This is a genomic window from Verrucomicrobiia bacterium (assembly GCA_036268055.1).
In the GTDB taxonomy this organism is placed as follows: domain Bacteria; phylum Verrucomicrobiota; class Verrucomicrobiia; order Limisphaerales; family Pedosphaeraceae; genus DATAUW01.
Map to the genome: position 1 here is coordinate 1 of DATAUW010000006.1, position 20227 is coordinate 20227.

Annotated in this window: 15 protein-coding genes; 11 read left to right on the forward strand and 4 right to left on the reverse strand. The window is 56.1% G+C overall.

Annotation, left to right across the window (positions count from 1 at the left end; genetic code table 11):
* The first annotated feature begins 318 nt into the window (after positions 1-318).
* Together VH413_02740 and VH413_02745 are read left to right on the forward strand one after the other, a co-directional pair.
* On the forward strand, positions 319-1959 hold the full coding sequence (locus VH413_02740) for an ABC transporter permease subunit (GenBank protein ID HEX3797594.1): 1641 nt from the start codon (positions 319-321) through the stop codon (positions 1957-1959).
* Complete coding sequence (locus VH413_02745; protein HEX3797595.1) at positions 1956-2333, forward strand: hypothetical protein; 378 nt, start codon at positions 1956-1958, stop codon at positions 2331-2333. The genes VH413_02740 and VH413_02745 overlap by 4 nt, the downstream gene beginning before the upstream one ends.
* Positions 2334-2402: 69 nt before the next feature.
* Here VH413_02745 and VH413_02750 read toward each other — a convergent pair whose 3' ends face one another.
* Positions 2403-3647 carry an outer membrane beta-barrel protein gene (locus VH413_02750; GenBank protein HEX3797596.1) on the reverse strand — a complete coding sequence of 415 codons (1245 nt, stop codon included), beginning with the start codon at positions 3645-3647 and terminating at the stop codon, positions 2403-2405.
* A gap of 697 nt (positions 3648-4344) precedes the next feature.
* On the opposite strand from VH413_02750, the gene VH413_02755 reads away from it, so the two are divergent.
* Together VH413_02755 and xdhB are read left to right on the forward strand one after the other, a co-directional pair.
* A complete protein-coding gene (locus VH413_02755; protein ID HEX3797597.1) occupies positions 4345-5556 on the forward strand; it encodes a type II secretion system F family protein in 1212 nt (403 codons plus the stop codon).
* A gap of 237 nt (positions 5557-5793) precedes the next feature.
* The gene (gene xdhB / locus VH413_02760) at positions 5794-9621 is read left to right on the forward strand and encodes a xanthine dehydrogenase molybdopterin binding subunit (GenBank protein HEX3797598.1); all 3828 of its coding nucleotides are present in this window, start codon (positions 5794-5796) and stop codon (positions 9619-9621) included.
* A 20-nt stretch (positions 9622-9641) separates the two neighbouring features.
* On the opposite strand, the gene VH413_02765 is transcribed toward xdhB, so the two are convergent.
* Positions 9642-10532 (reverse strand): phosphate ABC transporter substrate-binding protein, encoded by an 891-nt coding sequence (locus tag VH413_02765; protein ID HEX3797599.1) that lies wholly within the window; start codon positions 10530-10532, stop codon positions 9642-9644.
* A 109-nt stretch (positions 10533-10641) separates the two neighbouring features.
* Complete coding sequence (locus tag VH413_02770; protein HEX3797600.1) at positions 10642-11343, reverse strand: adenine phosphoribosyltransferase; 702 nt, start codon at positions 11341-11343, stop codon at positions 10642-10644.
* A gap of 189 nt (positions 11344-11532) precedes the next feature.
* Between VH413_02770 and hisI the strand changes: the two genes are divergently transcribed.
* The 3 genes from hisI to trpE are packed head-to-tail and all read left to right on the forward strand — an operon-like array spanning position 11533 to position 14103.
* Positions 11533-11928: a phosphoribosyl-AMP cyclohydrolase gene (gene hisI, locus VH413_02775; GenBank protein ID HEX3797601.1), complete on the forward strand. Its 396-nt coding sequence runs from the start codon at positions 11533-11535 to the stop codon at positions 11926-11928.
* Positions 11929-12453 (forward strand): hypothetical protein, encoded by a 525-nt coding sequence (locus VH413_02780; GenBank protein ID HEX3797602.1) that lies wholly within the window; start codon positions 11929-11931, stop codon positions 12451-12453.
* Between the two features lie 27 nt (positions 12454-12480).
* Positions 12481-14103 (forward strand): anthranilate synthase component I, encoded by a 1623-nt coding sequence (gene trpE / locus VH413_02785; protein HEX3797603.1) that lies wholly within the window; start codon positions 12481-12483, stop codon positions 14101-14103.
* Between the two features lie 162 nt (positions 14104-14265).
* On the opposite strand, the gene ppk1 is transcribed toward trpE, so the two are convergent.
* The gene (ppk1, locus tag VH413_02790; GenBank protein HEX3797604.1) at positions 14266-16416 is read right to left on the reverse strand and encodes a polyphosphate kinase 1; all 2151 of its coding nucleotides are present in this window, start codon (positions 16414-16416) and stop codon (positions 14266-14268) included.
* A gap of 114 nt (positions 16417-16530) precedes the next feature.
* Between ppk1 and VH413_02795 the strand changes: the two genes are divergently transcribed.
* The 4 genes from VH413_02795 (at position 16531) to VH413_02810 (ending at position 20021) form a co-directional block, all read left to right on the forward strand.
* Positions 16531-17229: a thymidylate kinase gene (locus VH413_02795; GenBank protein HEX3797605.1), complete on the forward strand. Its 699-nt coding sequence runs from the start codon at positions 16531-16533 to the stop codon at positions 17227-17229.
* On the forward strand, positions 17226-17975 hold the full coding sequence (locus VH413_02800; GenBank protein ID HEX3797606.1) for a thymidylate kinase: 750 nt from the start codon (positions 17226-17228) through the stop codon (positions 17973-17975). Before VH413_02795 ends, VH413_02800 begins: the two co-directional genes overlap by 4 nt.
* Positions 17976-18039: 64 nt before the next feature.
* Positions 18040-19023 carry an ROK family protein gene (locus VH413_02805; GenBank protein HEX3797607.1) on the forward strand — a complete coding sequence of 328 codons (984 nt, stop codon included), beginning with the start codon at positions 18040-18042 and terminating at the stop codon, positions 19021-19023.
* Between the two features lie 44 nt (positions 19024-19067).
* Positions 19068-20021: a Ppx/GppA family phosphatase gene (locus VH413_02810; protein ID HEX3797608.1), complete on the forward strand. Its 954-nt coding sequence runs from the start codon at positions 19068-19070 to the stop codon at positions 20019-20021.
* Positions 20022-20227: the final 206 nt, after the last annotated feature.

Genomic DNA, 20227 nt, shown 5'->3' on the forward strand with positions numbered 1-20227 from the left:
CATATTTGATCAAATACCTGCTGCGGAACTATTTGCACAACAAATCCCGCAAAACCATTCAAACAACTCTTATCCGGAAAACCAGAAGTCATTCCAGTTCCAATAGATATAGCTGGACACTAGTGCGCGGCAGCGCAGCCCTACCGTGCGTTAGGATATCAGTTGGACCTGCGGGACCGCGGCGGCGCGGCGGCGCCGTGCTGCCACGTGCGCAGTATTAAGATGGCACCCTAACAACAATGAGGGCAACAATGCACATGACGGCGCGCGGGGAATTCATTAGGATGGGCGGCGAAGAAGAGCGCCAAGTGTGAACCAATGACAACCGTTTTGCCCATCGTGGATCGGGAATTGCGCGTGGCCGCGCGCAAGCGAAGCACGTATCGCCTGCGATTCTGGGTGGCGCTGGCGACGCTCCTGCTCTGGATAATCCTGCTCAAGGGAAGCAATAATGTTTTACCGACCGCAATGGGCCAGCATTTGTTGAATTCGATGGGGATCCTCGCGCTGACTTTCTGCATGTTCGCGGGAATTTTCCTGACGGCGGATTGCCTGTCGGAAGAAAAACGCGAGGGCACGATGGGGCTGCTGTTCCTGACGGATCTAAAATCCTACGATGTGATCTTCGGCAAACTCGCGGCAAATTCCCTGCACGCATTTTTTGGATTTCTGGCGGTGTTTCCGATTTTTGGTTTGACGCTGATGATGGGCGGCGTGACCGGGGCTGAATTCATGCGGCTGTCATTGGTATTCGTGGTGACGCTTTTTTTCTCGCTGGGCATTGGTCTGGCGGTTTCCGCGGCGGCGCAGGAAACGAGAAATGCCATATCGGGGACGCTGCTGGTGATCGTGTTTCTGGCCGGCATTTGCCCGGCGGTCTGGTGGCTGTACACCTCGGCAGCAAGCCGCGCCAGCGCCAATTTTCTGCTATGGCCAAGCCCGGGTTACGCTTATCGGAATGCTTTCGCGGCCTACTATCGCAGTCCATTCAGCGGCCGGGAATTCTGGCATTCCATCATCACATTGTTTGGCGTGGGCCTGGGTGGAATTATTTTTGCGAATGTAATCCTGCCGCGTTCCTGGCAGCAAACGGGCGAACGCAAGGCGGCGGGAAAATTTTTCCGCTGGCCCTATTTTTTAGCCACAAAACCGGTGATGAAACTTCGCGACATGTTTTGCGAGCCGATGTATTGGCTGGCGGTGCGCGACGGTTCGCCGGGGATGTCCGCCCTGCGGGTGATTTTAATTCTGTTTCCCCTCGTGATGGTGGCGCTGATGCTGTCGGTCGGATTAAGCAACCAGAACGCGTGTAAAGTGGCTTTCATCGTCGCATTTTTTTCGGTGTATGGGCTGCATTTCGTGACGAAAGTTTTGATCGCCGCCGAGGCCTCGCGCCGGATGAACGAAGACCGGCGCAGCGGCGCGTGGGAATTATTGCTGGTGACGCCGTTGCGGGTGAAGGAAATTTTGCGCGGGCAAAGGGATGGGTTGCGCCGGCAATTCCGCGGCGCCCTGTTTGCGCTTTGCCTGCTGAACATTATCCTGGTCGCGATGGTCTTGATTTTCCCGCGCGAGCTTGGCATGGCTACTCGCGACAAGCAGATATTTTGTGAAATATTTCTGGGCGGAATTGTGGCGCTTCAGGCGGATTTTTTCGGGCTAAGCTGGGTGGGCATGTGGCGCGGGTTGCTGGCGAAACAGCATTATCGCGCGGTGCTGGTGGCACTCGCGCAAATTATTTTGCCGCCGGCGGCGATCCTATTTTTGCTGATTTTCACTGAGCCGTTCCATAACGAAGCGGTTTTAGCCGAAATCATTGCCGGGTGGTTCATGCTTAGTTTGGTGATTTCCTTCTTCACCGGGCATAACGCCCGCAACAAGCTGCATCAAAAATTTCGCTCGGCGGTGCTTGGTTCACAGCGGGCAGAAACTTTAGACCTGATCGGAGGCGAGGGATGATCAACCTGATCTGGCCGGTGGTATCGCTGGCTTTTCTGACGCTGGTGGCGGGCTGGGCGTGGTGGAGCGCGACGCGGCGGCCCAGGCAATGGGGTTTGCTGGTGGATCGCGAAAATGATTTCTGGCAAAAGCGCGGGGTGCTATCGCCCGCGCTCGTGGAAAAAATCAAGTCGTGGGAAAAGGGCAGGCCGCTCAAATGGATCGCAGGCGCGGCGACTTGCCTGGGCACGTTCGGCGTGATTTGGACGACGTTCATGTTGTGCAAGGCCATGGCGCTGGAGCATCGCCGCATTCCGATGCCTATGAATCCGGCGTTGCATATCAAAGCGGTTTCAAAATCAGGCGCGACGAATAAGCCAGCGGGAAAGCCTTGAAGACATTCAGCCGCGCACAATCGAAAATCGTGCGCGGCTGAGAGTGAGTATCGTTATGCGCGCGGCGCGTTAGAATTTGTAAATGATGTTTGCGGCGATGATGAAGGAGTCCTGTTGCGAACCGGTGACGGTGTGACCGCTTTGAATGTGCATGGGGGTGGTTCCGCCAAAGGCATCCGTGCCGTCGAGCGCGTGATCCCAGCGAAGTTCGACGCGGCTGAGGACATTTTTCCAGAGATCATATTGCGCGGTCACGGTCGTGGAGAGCACTGAGCTGGGCAAGCCAATGCCTGCGCCTTGCGCGAGGCTCGCGGCCAGCGGTGTGATGTCCGCGTATTCCAACCGCCCGTGCAGGCTCAATTTGTCGAACACCTGATAGGACATGTAGCCCGCGAAGGAGTGTGCTTCAAACGATGGAAACGGTGTGCCGGCAACGCCCGCCACTGCCGTGAGGGTCTTGTCGGTCTTCGCATAATCGAACGAACCGCCAACGCGCAAGCCGTTGACCGGCGTGTTCAGCGTGGCGCCGAGATAATAGTTTTGCTGCGAAGCGCCCGGGGCAATGCCGCCGTTCCAACCGGAAACGATGCCCGCGAAAAAAGCCGAGTCGGCGATAAATTTCCAATCGCTGGGCGCGGTCAGCGACGTGGAGGCCATGTAAGTTTTGTAAGATTCGTTTTGTCCGGCGAGTGGGGAACCCGAACCTGACCGGCCATTGATCTGCGGGCTCAATGTGTCAGCAACTCCGGCTGAAAACGCGACGTGTTCATTGACGTGATAGGAAGCGAGCACGCCGGTGTGTTCGGATGGTTCAAACGTGTGGCCCCAGGAACGGGTGAAGTTCGGATTTTCCGTGGCTTCGGTGGATTCGTAGCCGATGACGCTGTCGAACACGCCCACTTTAAAATCAAGGCCGTTGCCAACCGGGGCGCGCAGGACGACGTAAGCTTGCTTGACGGCAAAATCGGATGCAGCGGCGGCGGTGGATTTTGTGGCGAGAACCTCGGCATCGGGCCCGAAGAATAAATCCACTTTGTAACCGGCGGCAAACTGGCTTTCGTCGAGGGGCCGTTCGATGGTGAGCTTGATGACGTCGAGGTTGAAACCATCGGCGCGGCTGGCACCGCCATATTTATATGCGGGCGCGTGCGAGACGCCATCGCCAAGATTCCATTGGGCCGAGGTGTCCACGTAACCGCTCAAAACGGTGGACGAAAGACTGCTGAGCGGGCTGGGAGCTTCCTCGCCCCGAGCGACGGATGCCCAACTGACCGCGCCGGCCGCCGCCAAACCGATTGTCCATTTGTTTATCATAGTTCCCTCGAGGTTTATTTTGTTATACGGCTGCGTGCGTTTGCTTGCGGGTCGCTTCGATTTCGGCGTTTCATCCAAAGAAGGTCTTTGGGCCGTTAAAATGAGGAAAACCAAAGTTTGTGACAATAACTTTTTTCCGAGGGCGAAGGAACGAATCGAATTTTATGAAATGATTTCGATTACAACTATCATCGGGCAGACCTGGCCCATTTTGCCATTGCGGCAAAAGATTTTTCGAGATTAACAATTTTCCATTTTGCCGCGCCGCCGACGAGTGAAGCGCGTTTTTGCAAGCGCTCCGCGATGCGCAAACTTCGTTTGGCCTGGGTGGCCGCCGACATGCGACGTTGCGATTCCTGCCTTTTTAATGCAACCACCGTTTGCGCTTTCACACTTACATCATTAGCCCGTCACTGAATGGAGGTCAAGTTACCGGTTGGAATTCTCTGCGATTTATCACGCGAATATTTTGGGAGGGACAGACATGAAGTGTCCAATAATTAGACGCTTCGCAATCTAAATATAGGTTTTGAAAAAGTGTTCTCCCGCAAACAAGCTCAAATCCCACAGTGCGTGAACGACCTCCGGCATGGAACGCGGTTTGCTTATTTCGGAGTGAGATGCGCCAGCGGCGAATTGCGGAATGGATTCCGCGGAAGTTCGGCGAAGCGTTTCCGGAAATTTAACGAACCATTTTATGCCTTCATTCGTTTACGTAGCTCGCGAGACCGCCACCGGCCGCGAAATCCGCAACTCCGTCGAGGCCGCCACGGAGCAGGCCGCGATCACGGCGTTGCTGAACCGCAACCTGCTCGTCGTATCCATCCAGGAAAAAGTCGGCAAGAAGGGCAAGACTTCCGGCGGCAAAGTCAGCTTGCAGGACCAGGTCATTTTCACCCGCCAGTTGGCCACGATGATTGACGCCGGCCTCGCGATGGTGCAATCGCTCCAGGCGCTGGCCGAGCAGACCACGAACAAGGTGATGCGCGATGTCATCAAGGACGTCACGGCGCGAGTCGAGGCGGGCGATAGCTTTTCCGAAGCGCTCGTGAAGCATCCCAAGGCTTTCAACAAACTTTACGTCTGCATGGTGAGCGCCGGTGAAAAGGGCGGTTTGCTCGCGGAAATTTTGTCGCGTCTCGCGACGTATCTGGAAAACAGCGCGCGCCTCCGCCGCAAGGTGAAATCCTCGATGATGTATCCGACGACGGTGACGTTCGTCGCGATCAGCATCACGATCTTTTTGCTGGTGAAGGTCGTGCCGGTGTTCGGCGATATTTTCACGAGCTTCGGCGCCAAGTTGCCCGGCCCGACGCAATTTCTTATTTCGCTCAGTAATTTCGTGAAGAAGTTTCTGATTCCGATTTTGCTGGTGATGGGTGGGACGGTTTATGGCTGGCTTTATTTCATCAAGACTCCGACTGGGCTCGCATTTTGGGATGCTAAGCGCATCAAACTGCCGATCTTTGGCGTGATTGCGCATAAGATTTGTCTCGCGCGTTTCACCCGCACTTTCGCCTCGCTGATTCGAAGCGGCGTGCCGATTCTCGAAGTGATGAGCGTGGTCGCGAATACGTGCGGCAATGTGGTAATGGAAAAAGCGATTCGCACTTCGATGACGGACATCGAGCGCGGCGAAAGCATTTCCGTAGCGCTCGCGAAACATCCGGTGTTTCCGAGCATGATTTTGCGCATGATTTCCGCCGGTGAACAGACGGGTAAAATTGACAGCATGCTCGAGCGTATCTCGGACTTTTTGGACGAGGAAATCGAAACGATTCTTTCGGGCCTGACCGCGCTGATTGAGCCGTTGCTGATCGTGTTCCTGGGCGTGGTCGTGGGTGGCATCGTGATTTGTATGTTCCTGCCGATCTTCAAGATGAGCGAAATCATCAACGCGAAACATTGATTTAACAGTAGAAAATCCATTCACAAAACGCCCGCCTAAATGGTGGGCGTTTTTTTTGTTTTTGATGAGGGAACGCGACGCTGTGATTCGTGGTAATGTTCGATGAAGATTGCTGCAATAGATAAAAACAGTTGCGGTATAATACGCACGCGTAATTATTTATTTAAATTTCGTCTCATTGCATTCGACTAAGTATTGCGCACGGGCGAATTTTTAGTTATCTTTGGCGAGATAGATATGTACGGAGCGCTTGAGCTTACTTTGAACGGACGGGCCGTTCGCGTCGAAAATTGCTCCCCCAATCTCACCCTGCTCGAATACCTGCGCGGCACTGGCTGTACGGGGTCGAAGGAAGGTTGCGCCGAGGGCGATTGCGGGGCTTGCTCGGTCGCAATCGTGGACCGCGATGCGCGGGGATGCGCGCGTTTTCGCGCGATTAACAGTTGTCTGGTGCCACTCTCGCTGCTCGCGGGTCGTGAAGTGGTCACGGTCGAAGGCGTGGCGCGTGATGGCGAATTGCATCCCGTCCAGCGGGCGATGGTCGAGTGCCACGGTTCTCAATGCGGCTATTGCACGCCGGGTTTTATCATGTCGCTGTTCGAAGGTTACTATCGCGGACTGCGCGAGCCGTGGCAGGTGGACGAACAACTTTGCGGCAACCTTTGTCGCTGCACCGGCTATCGGCCGATTCGCGAGGCGGCGGGCATCGCCTTCGCGCAAAAAAGTGAGCGCAACGGGCAGGACCATTTTGCGGCGCGCCTGCAAAGCGCGCCCGAGGAATTGGCGGAAGTAAATTATGAGGCGGCGGGAGAAAAGTTTTTTCGCCCGCGTTCGCTGGATGAATTGCTCAAGCTGCTGCAAAAATTTCCCGAGGCACGAATGATCGCGGGCGCCACGGAAATGGGGCTCGAAATCACCAAGCGTTTTAAAAAATTTCCTACTTTAATTTCGATTGAAGCGACGCCGGAACTCAAAGGCATTTCCACAACGGCGACCGAATGGACCGTGGGCGCGGCGATGAATTTGACGCAAGTGGACGAGGCATTGGGCGATGAATATCCCGCGCTGCGCGATATGCTTCACGTGTTTGGGTCGCGGCAGATTCGCAATCGCGCCACGCTCGGCGGAAATCTGGTGACGGCTTCGCCCATCGGCGATAGCGCGCCGGTTTTGTTGTCACTCGATGCCAAGGTCGTGATCGCTTCATTACAAGGCGAGCGGACGATTCCGTTGTCGGACTTTTTCATCGCGTATCGCAAAACGGCTTTGCAGCCCGGAGAAGTTTTCAAAAGTGTGATCGTGCCACGCGGCGTTTCGCAACCGGGGCTGACCCGCAAATCCGCGTGGTATAAAGTTTCGAAGCGGCGCGAAATGGACATCAGCACCGTGGCAGGAAGTTTCGTCGTGGATCTGGATGCGGAAGGAATTGTCCGTCATGCACGGCTCGGTTATGGCGGCGTGGCAGCGATGCCGTCACGCGCGCAGAAAACCGAAGCGGCGTTATTGGGGAAAGTATGGAATGCCGAATCAATTCGCAGTGTGCTGCCAATATTGGCCACTGAGTTCATACCGATTTCCGACGTGCGCGGCGCGGCGATTTATCGGCAGGGATTGATCACGAGTTTGCTGGAAAAGTTTTTCAGTGCGGAATGCGGAGTGCGGAGTGCGGAGTTGGGGAATGAGGAAATTGCGCCACCGGGTATTGCTGACTTGGCAGTGAAACGGCCGCCGCCGCACGAGAGTGCGCACAAACATGTGACGGGCGAGGCGATTTATACCGATGATCAGACTTCGACACGGCGGATGCTGGAGACGTGGCCGGTCTGTTCGCCGCATGCGCGCGCGAAGATTTTGAAGCGTGATGCGACCGCGGCGCGGACGATGCCCGGCATTCATGCCGTGTTGCTCGCCGAAGACATTCCCGGAAAAAACGATGTCGGCGCAGTGGTGCATGACGAAATTCTTTTGGCGGACAAGGAAGTTTTTTTTCACGGGCATATAGTCGCATTGGTAGTGGGAGATTCGCACGAAGCCTGCCGCGCGGCGGCGGCAAAAGTCGTGGTGGATTACGAACCGACCGCGCCGATGCTGCTGTTGAGTGAAGCGGTGGACGCCGGCAGTTTTCACAACGAACCGAATTTCATCCGCCGCGGCGATGTGAAGCAAGGGCTGGCAAGCGCGCCGTTGAATCTCGAAGGCGAATTTGAATTTGGCGGGCAGGAACATTTTTATTTGGAGACACACGCCGCGTGGGCCGAACCCGGTGAAGACGGTTCCGTTCGCGTGACTTCTTCAACGCAGCATCCATCCGAAGTGCAAAACGTGGTGGCCCATGTGCTGCACCTGCCGATGAATCAGATCATCGTGCAAAATCCGCGCATGGGCGGCGGATTCGGTGGCAAGGAAACGCAAGCCAACACTCCCGCCGCGCTCGCCGCGCTGGCGGCATTTCGCACGCGGCGTCCGGCGCGAGTGCGCTTCAATCGCGATCAGGACATGATGTTGCTTGGTCATCGGCATCCGTTTCTGGCGCGGTTTCACGCGGGTTTTGATGCGAACGGAAAACTGCTTGCGTTGAAGGCGCAACTTTATTCCAACGGTGGCTGGTCCATGGACCTTTCGCAAGCGGTGACGGATCGCGCGCTGTTTCACCTCGACAACAGTTACTATATTCCGCACGTCGAATTTCAAGGACGCGTGGCGAAATTAAACGTCTCGTCCAACACTGCCTTTCGCGGATTCGGCGGCCCACAGGGAATGCTTGTCATTGAGGAAATCATAGATCGCATCGCACGGCGATTGAACCTCCCGCCGGAAGTTGTGCGTGAACGAAATTTGTATCACGGCCGTGGCGAAACGAACACGACGCATTACGGCCAGGAGATCGAAGACAATCGCATCTTAACTGTTTGGGACGAGTTGAAGCGTTCGAGCGAATTGGAAAAACGCCGCGAGGGAATCGTGCGTTGGAACGAAAAAAACCCGCAACGCAAACGCGGCATCGCCATGACGCCGGTGAAGTTCGGCATCTCGTTCACCGTCACGCATCTCAATCAGGCGGGCGCGCTCGTGTTGCTATATCAGGACGGCACAGCGCAGGTGAATCACGGCGGCACGGAAATGGGACAGGGGCTGCACACAAACATCCGCGAGATCGCGTCGCTCACGCTCGGCCTCAAGACCGAGAACATCCGCGTGATGCAAACCAGCACGGACAAAGTGCCCAACACTTCCGCGACGGCCGCATCGGCGGGAACGGACTTGAATGGCGCGGCCGTAAAAAATGCGTGCGATATTTTGCGCGAGCGCTTGAGCGGGCCAGCGGCGATGCTTTTGACGGAGAAACTCGGACGCGCGCCTTCGCCGGAAAAATTAATTTTCGCCGATGGTGTCGTTTATGAACGTGATCGTCCGGAAACGAACGTGCCGATTTTTGCCGTGATTCAAAAAGCATACTTTGAACGCCTCAGCCTTTCGGCGACGGGATATTATCGCACGCCGGACATCCATTGGGACCGAGTAAAAGGCCGGGGCAAGCCGTTCCATTATTTTTCCTACGGCGCGGCGGTGACCGAAGTGGAGGTGGATGGTTTCACCGGTATGGCGCAGGTGTTACGCACCGATATTTTGCACGACGTCGGCAATTCGGTAAACGCAGGCGTGAACCGTGGCCAGATCGAAGGCGGTTTTATCCAGGGCATGGGCTGGCTCACCGCCGAGGAATTGAAATGGGACGGCGCGGGTCGCTTGCTGACGCATTCGCCGGACACTTATAAAATTCCCGCCATCGGCGACACGCCGCGCATTTTCAACGTGAACTTTCTCCATGACGCCGCGCAAAAAACCGTCGTGCACGGCTCGAAGGCCGTGGGCGAACCGCCGTTCATGCTCGCGATTTCCGTGCGTGAAGCGATTCGCGATGCGGTCGCGGCGTTCGGCGCACGTGGCGGAGAAGTGCGGCTGGCCTCACCAGCCACGTGCGAGGCGATCTTTATGGCCATCCAAGAGCGGCGCAAAATCAACGGCGCGATTTTGCCCAAGGAAGAAGTCCTCAGCGAAAAATAATTGGCGAAGGTTGCGCGCGTTTACTGATGGGGCACAAAACCCATTTGCGCGAGAATTTCCTGGCCCTTGGCGGACTGGACGAATTCAACAAAATCCTTTGACGCAACTTCGCGATCCTTGCGCGTGTAAAGATGCAGCTGGCGGGCATAAGGATATTTGCCGTCGTTCACCGAAGCAGCGGTGGGCTCGACGCCGCCAACGGGAAGATATTTCACGCTGGAATCTTTCATCGTGCCGACGCCGACGTAGCCAATGCCGCCGTCATCCTGCCCCACCTGTTCGGCGATGCCACCGTAACTCGTGGCGAGCTTGCGGCTCTCCGCATAAGGCTTGTCCTCCATCGCCAGCTCCTTGAAACCGAGATACGTGCCCGAAATCGGATCGCGCGCGTAAATGTGAATCGGCAAATCCGGCCCGCCGACGTCTTTCCAATTCTGAATCGTGCCCGTGAAAATATCGCGCACTTGTTCGCGCGTGAGGTTGGCAACGGTATTCTTCGGATTCACGACCACCGCCACGGCGTAAGCGCCGATGACATGATCATTCAGCGCGACATTCATGCGCGTGGCCTCGCTCAATTCTTCCTTGGTGGCGGCGCGGGAAGCGGCGGCGATGTCGCATTGGCCGGCGCGCAAGGCGGCGAGGCCGTAGCCGGTGGCCTTGGTTACGAGATCAAAGTCAGCGGTCGCATGGTCCTTCTTGAATTCCGTGATGAGCCGCGGCGCGAGTTCCTCACCGATGGTATTGGAACCGCGAATCACAATTTTGCCGTTCGCGGAAGGCGCGGGCGCGGACGCCTGCTTTTCCGCCGGGCAACCGGCCAGCATCACGCTCGCGCAAATCAAGGCGATGGTTCGTGTCAATCGCGATGGGGAGTAGAGTGAACGTCCGTAAGAAAATATATTTTTCATGATGGCGCCTTTGTGATGATTAACCGGGTTTCATTATTCAGCAGAGGCTTTTGATAGCAAGCAAAAGTTCGGCGCGATCACAGGAGAAATCAAGGGGTGCGAGATCCAATCAGGCCGCATCCCGATACGCCCTGACTTTTTGAATCAACGATTGCACCCGCGCGGGATCAAGCTCGGTGAAACTCTGGCTGACGCCAGTGGCCACCAGAAAACAATCGGCGGTGTCCAGGTAATCATTGATATTCTCGGGAGTGATGCCACTGGCTATTCCCAGCGGGCGATCGCCCAGCCCCGCTTTTAATCGGGTGATTTTTTCCCGCAACGCCGCGTAACCCGTGCCGGGGCCGCTGGTAGTGACGACATCCATGTATCGCGCGGCGATGCATGCCGCTCCTTCCAGGTCCGTCACCTCACGCTGATATTTGAAGGCCACGCCGCCGAAATAAAGTCCTTTCCAACCACTTTTTTCGCGCGCGGCCAGAATGCGTTCGGCCTCGGTTTGAACTTCCTTGCGTTCATCCACCATCGCGTTATCCACCCAAATGCCGTTGATGTTTTCGTTAACTCTTTCAAAGATTTCCTGCGGATCGAGCCCCAGGCAGTTGACGCCAATCCACGCATTTGGAAATTGACGCCGGACCTGCGCAGCAATTCCCAACAGCGAGTGTGAACCGATGGAATGGTTGATCAGAAAAACGCCATCGCTATCGTGCTGAAAAGCAATCTCGGTATTTTTAAGCGCCTGCGCCTCGGCCTCGACGTGAATGACCGGCAGGACGACGTGCCGCCGTTTTTTAAAGATGGCTTTCATAAGCTTGAATGGGAACGCCGCCGAATAAAGTGCGATGACCAAGTCTAATAGAGGTTACGCGCGTAAACGACGAATTTTTTCGCGCGTCTTCCCTCAAAGCAATCTTCGTGCGCAACTTTAAAACTTCCTGTTCGCAAATAGTGTAAAAGCTGATACTGTTTTGGGCGCGGTAATTGTTTTAAAGAGACCATGACAACGAACTTTTACGATAATTTAAAATTTAACTCAGACGGCTTGATTCCGGCGATCATCCAGGAGCAAAAGACCGGGCGCGTGCTGATGATGGCGTGGATGAACCGCGCTTCGCTCGAATCCACCATCGTCACCGGCAAGACGCATTTCTGGAGTCGCTCGCGCCAAAAATTCTGGATGAAAGGTGAGAGCAGCGGCCACACCCAGGCGGTGAAGGATATTTCGTTCGATTGCGACGGCGATACGTTGTTGATCCAGGTCGAGCAAATCGGCGCGGCGTGCCATGAGGGTTATCGGTCGTGCTTTTTCCGCTCGGCTCAGGACGCCGGGAAAAGTTTCAAGATCACCGAGCCGCAGTTGGAGACGCCGGAACAAATTTACGGCAAAAAATAGATGGAGGATTTCGTCCCATTTGCGAGCCGCGATTATTTCGTGGTGCTCGCGCTGCTGTTGTTCGGCCGGGGCGCGGATATTTTCAGCACCTGGGTGGCGACGCCGAATCTGGTCCTCGAAGGAAATCCCGTTGCAAAAAAACTTGGTTGGAAATTTGGCGTGCCGGTGAACGCGGTGTTTTGTTTCGGCTTCGCCTTGTGGCCGCTGCCGGGCGTGGTGATCAGTGTAACAAGCCTGCTCGTTGCCGCGCGAAATTTTCAGCACGCGTGGCTGATGCGTTCGCTCGGGGAGGAAGTTTACCGAAGCTGGCACGTCGCGCGCATTCTCGAGACACGCCTCTCGCTATTTTTATTTTGCCTGCTGGGTAATACCGGCCTGACGGCGGCGGTGGGCGCGCTGCTGATTTATTTTGCGCGCGACCATTTCATGCCGGTAGCCATCGGCATGGGCATCGTGGTCTATGCGATCACGGTGGCGTTCTACACGCTGCTTTCTGTCTGGCGCATCCGGCGGGCGTTGGGGTAAGTTCATCAGACTGAGTTAAGGACAGGTATGTATTCACCGACACTTGAAACATTTTTGAAACTCGCGAAGCAGGGCAATGTGGTCCCGGTGACGCGGAAATTGCTCGCCGATTTTGAAACGCCGCTCTCGGCTTATCATAAAATTCGCGGCCAGGGGGAATCGTTTCTTTTTGAATCGGTCGTGGGTGGCGAACATCTCGGGCGTTATTCCTTCGTCGGTTGCAATCCGCGCGCGGTCATCCGCCAGGTGGGCAATGCCATTCAACTGATCGAGAACGGCAAGGTCATCGAGCGCTTCGTCGTTTCACACGAACCCGCTTCGCCGCCGGACACCAAGGCTTTTGTCATGGGCCAGCCGACACTCAAAAAGTTCGGCCAGGTCGAAGAGGTCACGATGTCTTACGCGCCCACCGAGACGCCGCCACAAACCGTGCGTGACGGCCTCGAAGTCGTCGAGCGCGTGATGAAGAAATACCGGCCGGTGTCGCTCCCATCATTGCCGCGGTTCACGGGCGGCGCGGTGGGATTCATCGGTTATGAATTCATCCACGATGTCGAGCCGATCGTGCCGCGTCCCGCACAGGATGATTTGAAAACGCCGGTGATGTATTTTCTGATCGCGGATGAATTGCTGATCTTCGATCGCGTGGCGCAGACGATCACGGTGCTCGTCAACGCAATCCTCGAAGACGGCGTGAATCCCGCCGACGCCTACGAAGATGCCGTCGGCGAAATCGAACGCCTGATGTCGCTGCTCGAACAGCCCTCGCAATATAAGCCGGTCACCGTGCCGTCCGAATTGCCGTCACTGCCGTTTCAATCGAACGTGACGCGCGAGAAATTTTTGTCGAACGTCCTCAAAGCCAAGGAATACATCACCTCCGGCGACATCATTCAGGTCGTGGGTTCGCAGCGTTTTTCCACGCCGGTGAAGGCCTCGCCGCTGGACATTTATCGCGCGGCACGCTCGATCAATCCTTCGCCGTATATGTTTTTGCTGGAACTGGAAGGCATGTCGCTCGTCGGCGCTTCGCCGGAGTTGCATGTGCGCTGCGAAGATCATCAGGTCGAGATTCGGCCCATCGCGGGGACGCGTCCGCGCGGGCAAACGCCGGAGCAGGATTGCGCGAATGAAAAGGAATTGCTGGCCGATCCCAAGGAGCGCGCCGAACACGTGATGCTGGTGGACCTTGCGCGCAACGATCTCGGGCGCGTGTGCAATTACGGTAGCGTGCAGGTGAAAGACCTGATGGTGATCGAGCGTTACAGCCACGTGATGCACATCGTGTCGCAGGTCGAGGGGCAACTGTCGCCGGAAAAAACGCCTTACGATTTGATGCGCGCGACGTTTCCGGCGGGCACCTTGAGCGGCGCGCCGAAAGTCCGCGCGATGCAGATCATTGCCGAACTGGAGCAGACGCAGCGTGGAACGTACGGCGGCTGCGTGGGATATTTTTCTTTCAACGGCAACCTGGATTGTTGCATCACGATCCGCACAGCGTTGATCAAGGACGGCAAGGCTTATGTGCAAGCCGGCGGCGGCTGGGTAAATGATTCGACGCCCGAAGCGGAATTCGACGAGACCGTGAACAAAGCGAAGGCGATGTTAAAAGCGGTCGCGGTCGCAGAGAGTTTTACAGCGGGAAATTGAACGGTCTTTGCGGATCGCGGGTCTGTGACCCGCAGCAAGGTGCATAAGGTCAAGCCGTTCTCGAATTAGCCTTGCGCGGCAATCTTCTTCGCGAGTTGCTGCGGGTCATAGACCCGCGATCCGTCAGGATAGTTATCACGCAGCGAATTCTTTCCGCGCCGCTCACCGGGTCTTCGTTTTTGGCCGTAGCGCGAGTTTCACTTTTGCGTATTTGGTTTTCGCGCCGTGGTTCTGCGGCTGTTTGCCCGCGATGGTGCGCTGGATAAATTCCTCCTGGCTGCGGTGCGCTTTTTCGCCGCGCTTGAGCGAGGGGCGATAATAAGTTCCGTCCGCTTTCATGATGCGCGCCTTGACGTTGTCCTCCAGCGCGGCGGCAAGAATTTCGCTGATGATGCGTTCGCGGAGGTTGCCATCTTCAATCGGAAAAACGGCTTCGATGCGGCGATAGAAATTTCGCGGCATCCAATCGGCGCTGCCCACGTAAACTTCCGGCTGGCAGGCGTTGTCGAAATAGAAAATCCGGCTGTGCTCGAGAAAACGATCCACGATGCTGCGCACGGTGATGTTCTCGCTCACGCCTGTCATCTGCGGACGCAGGCAGCAGATTCCGCGCACGATCAAATCAATCTTCACGCCCGCTTGCGAAGCGTCGTAAAGGTCTTCGATCATTTCGCGATCCACGAGCGCATTCATCTTAGCGATGATGCGGGCGGGCAATCCCTGGCGCGCGTTGTCAGCCTCGCGGCGGATGAGCTTGCGCATGCGGTCGTGCAATTCAAACGGGGCGACGAGCAGTCTTTGCGTGCCTTGAAATTGCGAGATGCCGGTAAGCAAATTGAAAAGATTCGTGGCATCTTCGCCGAGCGTCGAGCGGCAACTCAGCAAGCCGATGTCAGTATAAATGCGCGAGGTCGTGGGATTGTAATTGCCGGTGGCGAGATGGACGTAGCGGCGGATGCGGTCTTCGTCACGCCGCACGATCAGGCACATCTTGGCGTGGATTTTGTAGCCAACGAGACCGTACACCACGTGCACGCCGGCTTCTTCGAGTTGCCGCGCCCACTGGATATTATTGGCCTCATCAAAGCGCGCGCGCAATTCCACCACAGCGGTGACCTGCTTGCCATTTTGGACCGCCTGCATCAATGCGCCGATGATGCGGTTATCGCCGCCGGTGCGATAAAGCGTCTGTTTGATGGCCAAAACTTTGGGATCTTCCGCGGCGCGTTCGAGCAGTTGCACGACGCTGTCAAACGTCTCGTACGGATGATGCAGCAAAACATCGCGCTCGCGAATGGCGGCAAAAACGTCCGTGTGATCGCGCAGCGCGGCAGCGACGGATGAAACGTAAGGCGGGTCGCGCAATTCTGGCGAGTGATCGCCTTCATAGATCGCCATGAGGCGCGTCGGATTTACGGGCCCGTTGATGATGTAGAGATCGTCGTCCGTAAGCTTGAGCGTGCCGAGCAGCGCGTTGCGCAAATCCTCCGGGCAATCGTGCTCAATCTCCAGCCGCACGGCGTCGCCTTTGCGGCGGTTGCGCAATTCATTCTCGACCGCCTTGAGCAAATTCGCGGTTTCCTCTTCGTCAATGTAAAGCTCGCTGTTGCGCGTGACGCGAAAATTCCAGTAACCAAGGATGGTCGTGCCCGGAAAAATCTCCGCGAGATAATGGCCGATGAGATTGCTGAGAAAAATATAATCGTGGCGTTCATCCTCGCGCGGCAACCGGACGAGCCGCGGCAATACGCGCGGGACTTGCACGACGGCGAGATGCCGCAACATATCCGCGCCGTGCAGCATCTCGAGGCGCACGATGATGTTGAGCGATTTGTTGAGCAGTTGCGGGAACGGATGCGCGGGATCCAGCGCCAGCGGCGTGAGCACCGGCCAGACTTGCGCGCGATAATATTCTTCAACCCACTTTTTATCAGCGGCATCCAACTCGGCAAATTCGAGAAAACGAAAACCATTTTTGGCGAGCGCGGGGCGAAGGTCCTTTTGCCAGCAATCGTATTGCTCGGCGACCATCTGGCGGACGCGTTTGGTGACGGCGCGCAAGGTTTCGGTCGAGGTGAGGCCATCCACGCTGCGCTCGACCACATCGCTTTCGACCTGTTGCTTGAGGCCGGCGACGCGCACCTCGAAAAATTCATCGAGGTTGGAACTGGTGATGCAGAAAAATTTGACGCGTTCGAGCAGGGGATTGCGGGAATCGAGAGCTTCGTCGAGCACGCGCTGGTTGAATTCAAGCCAGCCCAATTCGCGATTGATAAATTTGTCTGGACCGTAAGTTGCGGGCGCAATTCCCATAAACGCCGCATGATAGCAGGGGACAAGTGAAAAGCGAGTGACAAGTCAGTTACGAAAAGCGGGATGCGAAAAATATTGTTTTAAGCGCGGGGAAGTTTATTTTTGAGGGAGCGCATGGCACAGACATTTGCCGAACTCAAATTCCCGGGGCGTCTGATCGCGGTCGAAGGACTGGACGGCTCGGGGAAGTCCACACAGATTTATTTGTTAAAGCGCTGGCTGGAATTGCAGGGCCTCAAGGTTTTTTTCAGCGAGTGGAACTCTTCGGAAATCGTCAAGAGCGCGACCAGCAAAGGGAAAAAGCGCGAACTGCTCACGCCCACCACTTTCAGCCTGATCCACGCGACGGATTTTGCCGATCGTTATGAACGCCAGCTCGTGCCGCTGCTGCGCGCGGGGTATATCGTACTATGCGATCGGTATGTCTTCACAGCGTTCGCGCGCGACACGGTGCGCGGTTGTCGGCCCGAATGGGTGCGCGGCCTTTACAATTTTGCGGCGCATCCCGACCTCACGTTTTTCTTCAAGGCGCAACTCGAAGTCTCGTTGCAACGCATCCTCGACGGACGGCCGCAATTAAAATATTTCGAGGCGGGCATGGACATGCGTTTGTCCAGCGACCCGTACGAAAGCTTTCGCATTTTTCAGGGGCGCATCCTTGAACAATACCTGGGCATGAGCACGGAGTTTAATTTTTCCGTGATTGATGCGAACCAGCCGATCGAGGCGCAACAAATCCTGGTGCGCGAATTGGTGGCGGCGAAAATCAACCTGGGCACGTTCGCCCGCAACCATGGCAAACCCCGCGCATGAAAAAATCCCCGCGGAAAGAACCGCTTCCGAAGCATGAGGTCATGGTGCCGCGCCCTTCGCGCCGACGTTTTTACGGCTACGGCCTGCCAAACGTGGACGTGCAAAAGCTCGCGGGAAAATTGATTGTCATGGAAGGCGCGGACGGTTCGGGGCGCTCGACGCAGATTGCGCGGTTGCGCGACTGGCTGGAGGATTGCGGCCACGCGACGGTGCAGGTCGGCTTGAAACGCTCCACGCTGGTGAGCGAGGAACTTGAGCAGGCGCAGAAGGGAAATATTCTCAGCCATACGACGCTGAGCCTTTTTTACGCCACGGATTTTGCGGACCAGTTGGAGAACATCATCATTCCCGCGCTCAAGGCGGGCTTCATCGTTTTGGCGGACCGCTATATTTATACGCTCATGGCGCGCGACCTGGTGCGCGGGATGGACGCGGCGTGGCTCAAAAATCTCTATGGCATTGCGCTGGTGCCGGACGCGGTGTTTTACCTGAATGTTTCGCCGGAACAGTTGGTTGAGCGAAACTTCGCGAAAAATTACGCGCTCGATTATTGGGAAAGCGGCATGGACCTCGGCTTGTCGCGCGAGATGTTCGACAGCTTTCTCAAATACCAGGGAATGATGGCGCGGGAGTTCACGAAACTGCAGGCGTTTTACGGATTCACGATCGTGGATGCCGACCGTCATCCCGACGATATCAATGCCGAGTTGCAGCAGAAGATCGAAGTAGTTGTAGCGGGAAAATAATTTTGGGGCGCAGGAAGCGCCGATGATTCAGACGAACAAAAACTGATTTCAACTATTTACCAATATGCCCGAAGCAAATACCAAAGCGGAATACCTGGTCGGCGTGGATTTGGGTGGCACCAAGATTTTGTCCGGCGTTTTCACGACTTCGCTCAAGTGCGTCGGCCGCTCGAAGATGAGCACGAAAGCCGAGCGCGGAACGGAATCGGTCATCGAACGCATCGCGCATTGCGTCCAGGACGCGGTGGACGAATGTGATTTGAGCCTGAAACAAGTGCGCGGCGTGGGCATCGGTTCGCCGGGCGCGATTGACCCCGAGAATGGCCGCGTGATGTTCGCGGGCAATCTCGACTGGAAAGATGTGCCGCTGAAGAAAAAGCTGGAGGAACATTTGGGCCTGCCGGTTTTTTTGCAGAACGATTGCAATGTTTGCACCCTTGGCGTCCATGAGGTCGAGCTCGAAAGCCGGCCAAGGAATCTCGTGGGGATTTTTTTGGGCACAGGCATTGGCGGCGGATTGATTTTGGATGGGAAATTATTTACGGGTTTCAATCGCACGGCGGGCGAAGTCGGCCACATGGTGCTCGAAGTCAACGGCCCAAAATGCACTTGCGGCAACAAGGGTTGCTGGGAAGCATTGGCGAGCCGCACCGCGCTTTTTCGCCAGGTGCAGCAAGCGGTCAAGGACGGGCAGAAGACGGTTTTGACGAACATGCTGGGGGATGATTTGAAGGATTTGCGCAGCGGTGATTTGCGCAAGGCGATCAAGCAGGGAGATAAATTTGTCGAGCACATCGTTGAAGAAGCGGCGAAATACACGGGCATCGCGGTGGCGAATTTGATCAATATTCTCAGCCCGGAAGTGGTCGTCGTGGGCGGTGGACTGATGGACGCGCTGGAAAATGAAATGATGCCGGTGGTAGTGGAAACCGCGCGCGAACATGCGTTTCCCGGAACTGACAAGGGCGTGAAGATTTTGCCGTCGAAGCTGGGTGACGATGCGGGCATTACCGGCGCCGCCGTGCTGGCGCGGCGCGAGACGAAATAAATTTTGTTCGCGCAAAATCCGCGAATTTTCTCCGCGATGGCATCATGAACAGCATTCGACGCGCGGTCATTGACGTCGGCACCAACTCAATCAAACTGTTGGTCGCGGACGTGTCGGGCGAGGTGGTGACGCCGGTTTGCGAGGAGAGCGAACAGACGCGGCTCGGCGCGGGATTTTTCGAGAGTCACCGATTACAACCTCAGGCGATCGCGCATTCGGCAGAAGCGGTGGCGGCGTTCACAGCGAAAGCACGGGAGTTGGGAGCCGTTTCCACGCGAATAATCGCGACCAGTGCGGCGCGTGATGCGGTGAATCCGGGCGACCTGACTTCGGCGATTGAGAAGGCGTCGGGTTTAAAAGTAGAGATCATTTCCGGCGAGCAGGAAGCGGATTGGGCTTTTCAGGGAGTGAATACGGACGCGCGGCTGGCGCAGCTTCCGTTGCTGTTGATGGACCTTGGCGGCGGGAGCACGGAATTTATTTTGGGCCAGGGCACGCACAAATATTTTCGCAAGAGTTACCAGTTGGGAACGGTACGGTTGCTGGAAAAATTGCCGCCGGGTGATCCACCCACGGCAGAGCAGTTGGCCGCATGCCGGAATTTTGTGCGGGAATTTTTGCGGCGCGAAGTGAAGCCGGAGCTGGGACCAGCACTCGCTGAATTGTCCAAGTCTCGTGTCGCGGCGGCAGTAGTGCAATTAGTCGGCACGGGCGGGACGGCAACCATTTTGGCGCGCATGGAAGGACAGCTTGCGGATTATGATCGCGAACGCATCGAGGCCGCGCGCATCACCGGCGGCGGCATCAGAAAGCGGGTGAATGGCTTGTGGGGATTGACGCTCGCGCGGAGGAAAGAAGTCGTTGGTTTGCCGAAAAGCCGGGCGGATGTGATCCTGGCGGGCGTGGCGATTTATGAAGGCGTGATGGAGGAATTGGGATTTGAGGAACTGCGAATCACTACGCGCGGTCTGCGGTTTGCAGCATTGATGGGCGGATGATTGGAACATTCCTCAAAGGAATGTCGTAAAAAGTTTATTGGAAGGGAGATTCGAGCGTCCGGCGCGAGCGTGGGATATTATGACACACCCGATGTCGCAAGCTTCGTCGTCACTTGTGACACAATGACTCTAATGCACAAAAATAAAACCCTTCTTTTATTTATCATAAGACTCTTATTTAAAGTTAGTTATATCATTTTTTTCCC

What these genes read in the sequence shown, in the direction of transcription:
- VH413_02770 (HEX3797600.1), bottom strand. Translation starts at nt 11,343, where the DNA reads ATGAAAGCCATCTTTAAAAAACGGCGGCACGTCGTCCTGCCGGTCATT.
- VH413_02750 (HEX3797596.1), bottom strand. Translation starts at nt 3,647, where the DNA reads ATGATAAACAAATGGACAATCGGTTTGGCGGCGGCCGGCGCGGTCAGT.
- VH413_02795 (HEX3797605.1), top strand. Translation starts at nt 16,531, where the DNA reads ATGGCACAGACATTTGCCGAACTCAAATTCCCGGGGCGTCTGATCGCG.
- trpE (HEX3797603.1), top strand. Translation starts at nt 12,481, where the DNA reads ATGTATTCACCGACACTTGAAACATTTTTGAAACTCGCGAAGCAGGGC.
- VH413_02810 (HEX3797608.1), top strand. Translation starts at nt 19,068, where the DNA reads ATGAACAGCATTCGACGCGCGGTCATTGACGTCGGCACCAACTCAATC.
- xdhB (HEX3797598.1), top strand. Translation starts at nt 5,794, where the DNA reads ATGTACGGAGCGCTTGAGCTTACTTTGAACGGACGGGCCGTTCGCGTC.
- hisI (HEX3797601.1), top strand. Translation starts at nt 11,533, where the DNA reads ATGACAACGAACTTTTACGATAATTTAAAATTTAACTCAGACGGCTTG.
- VH413_02740 (HEX3797594.1), top strand. Translation starts at nt 319, where the DNA reads ATGACAACCGTTTTGCCCATCGTGGATCGGGAATTGCGCGTGGCCGCG.
- VH413_02765 (HEX3797599.1), bottom strand. Translation starts at nt 10,532, where the DNA reads ATGAAAAATATATTTTCTTACGGACGTTCACTCTACTCCCCATCGCGA.
- VH413_02780 (HEX3797602.1), top strand. Translation starts at nt 11,929, where the DNA reads ATGGAGGATTTCGTCCCATTTGCGAGCCGCGATTATTTCGTGGTGCTC.
- VH413_02745 (HEX3797595.1), top strand. Translation starts at nt 1,956, where the DNA reads ATGATCAACCTGATCTGGCCGGTGGTATCGCTGGCTTTTCTGACGCTG.
- VH413_02800 (HEX3797606.1), top strand. Translation starts at nt 17,226, where the DNA reads ATGAAAAAATCCCCGCGGAAAGAACCGCTTCCGAAGCATGAGGTCATG.
- VH413_02805 (HEX3797607.1), top strand. Translation starts at nt 18,040, where the DNA reads ATGCCCGAAGCAAATACCAAAGCGGAATACCTGGTCGGCGTGGATTTG.
- VH413_02755 (HEX3797597.1), top strand. Translation starts at nt 4,345, where the DNA reads ATGCCTTCATTCGTTTACGTAGCTCGCGAGACCGCCACCGGCCGCGAA.
- ppk1 (HEX3797604.1), bottom strand. Translation starts at nt 16,416, where the DNA reads ATGGGAATTGCGCCCGCAACTTACGGTCCAGACAAATTTATCAATCGC.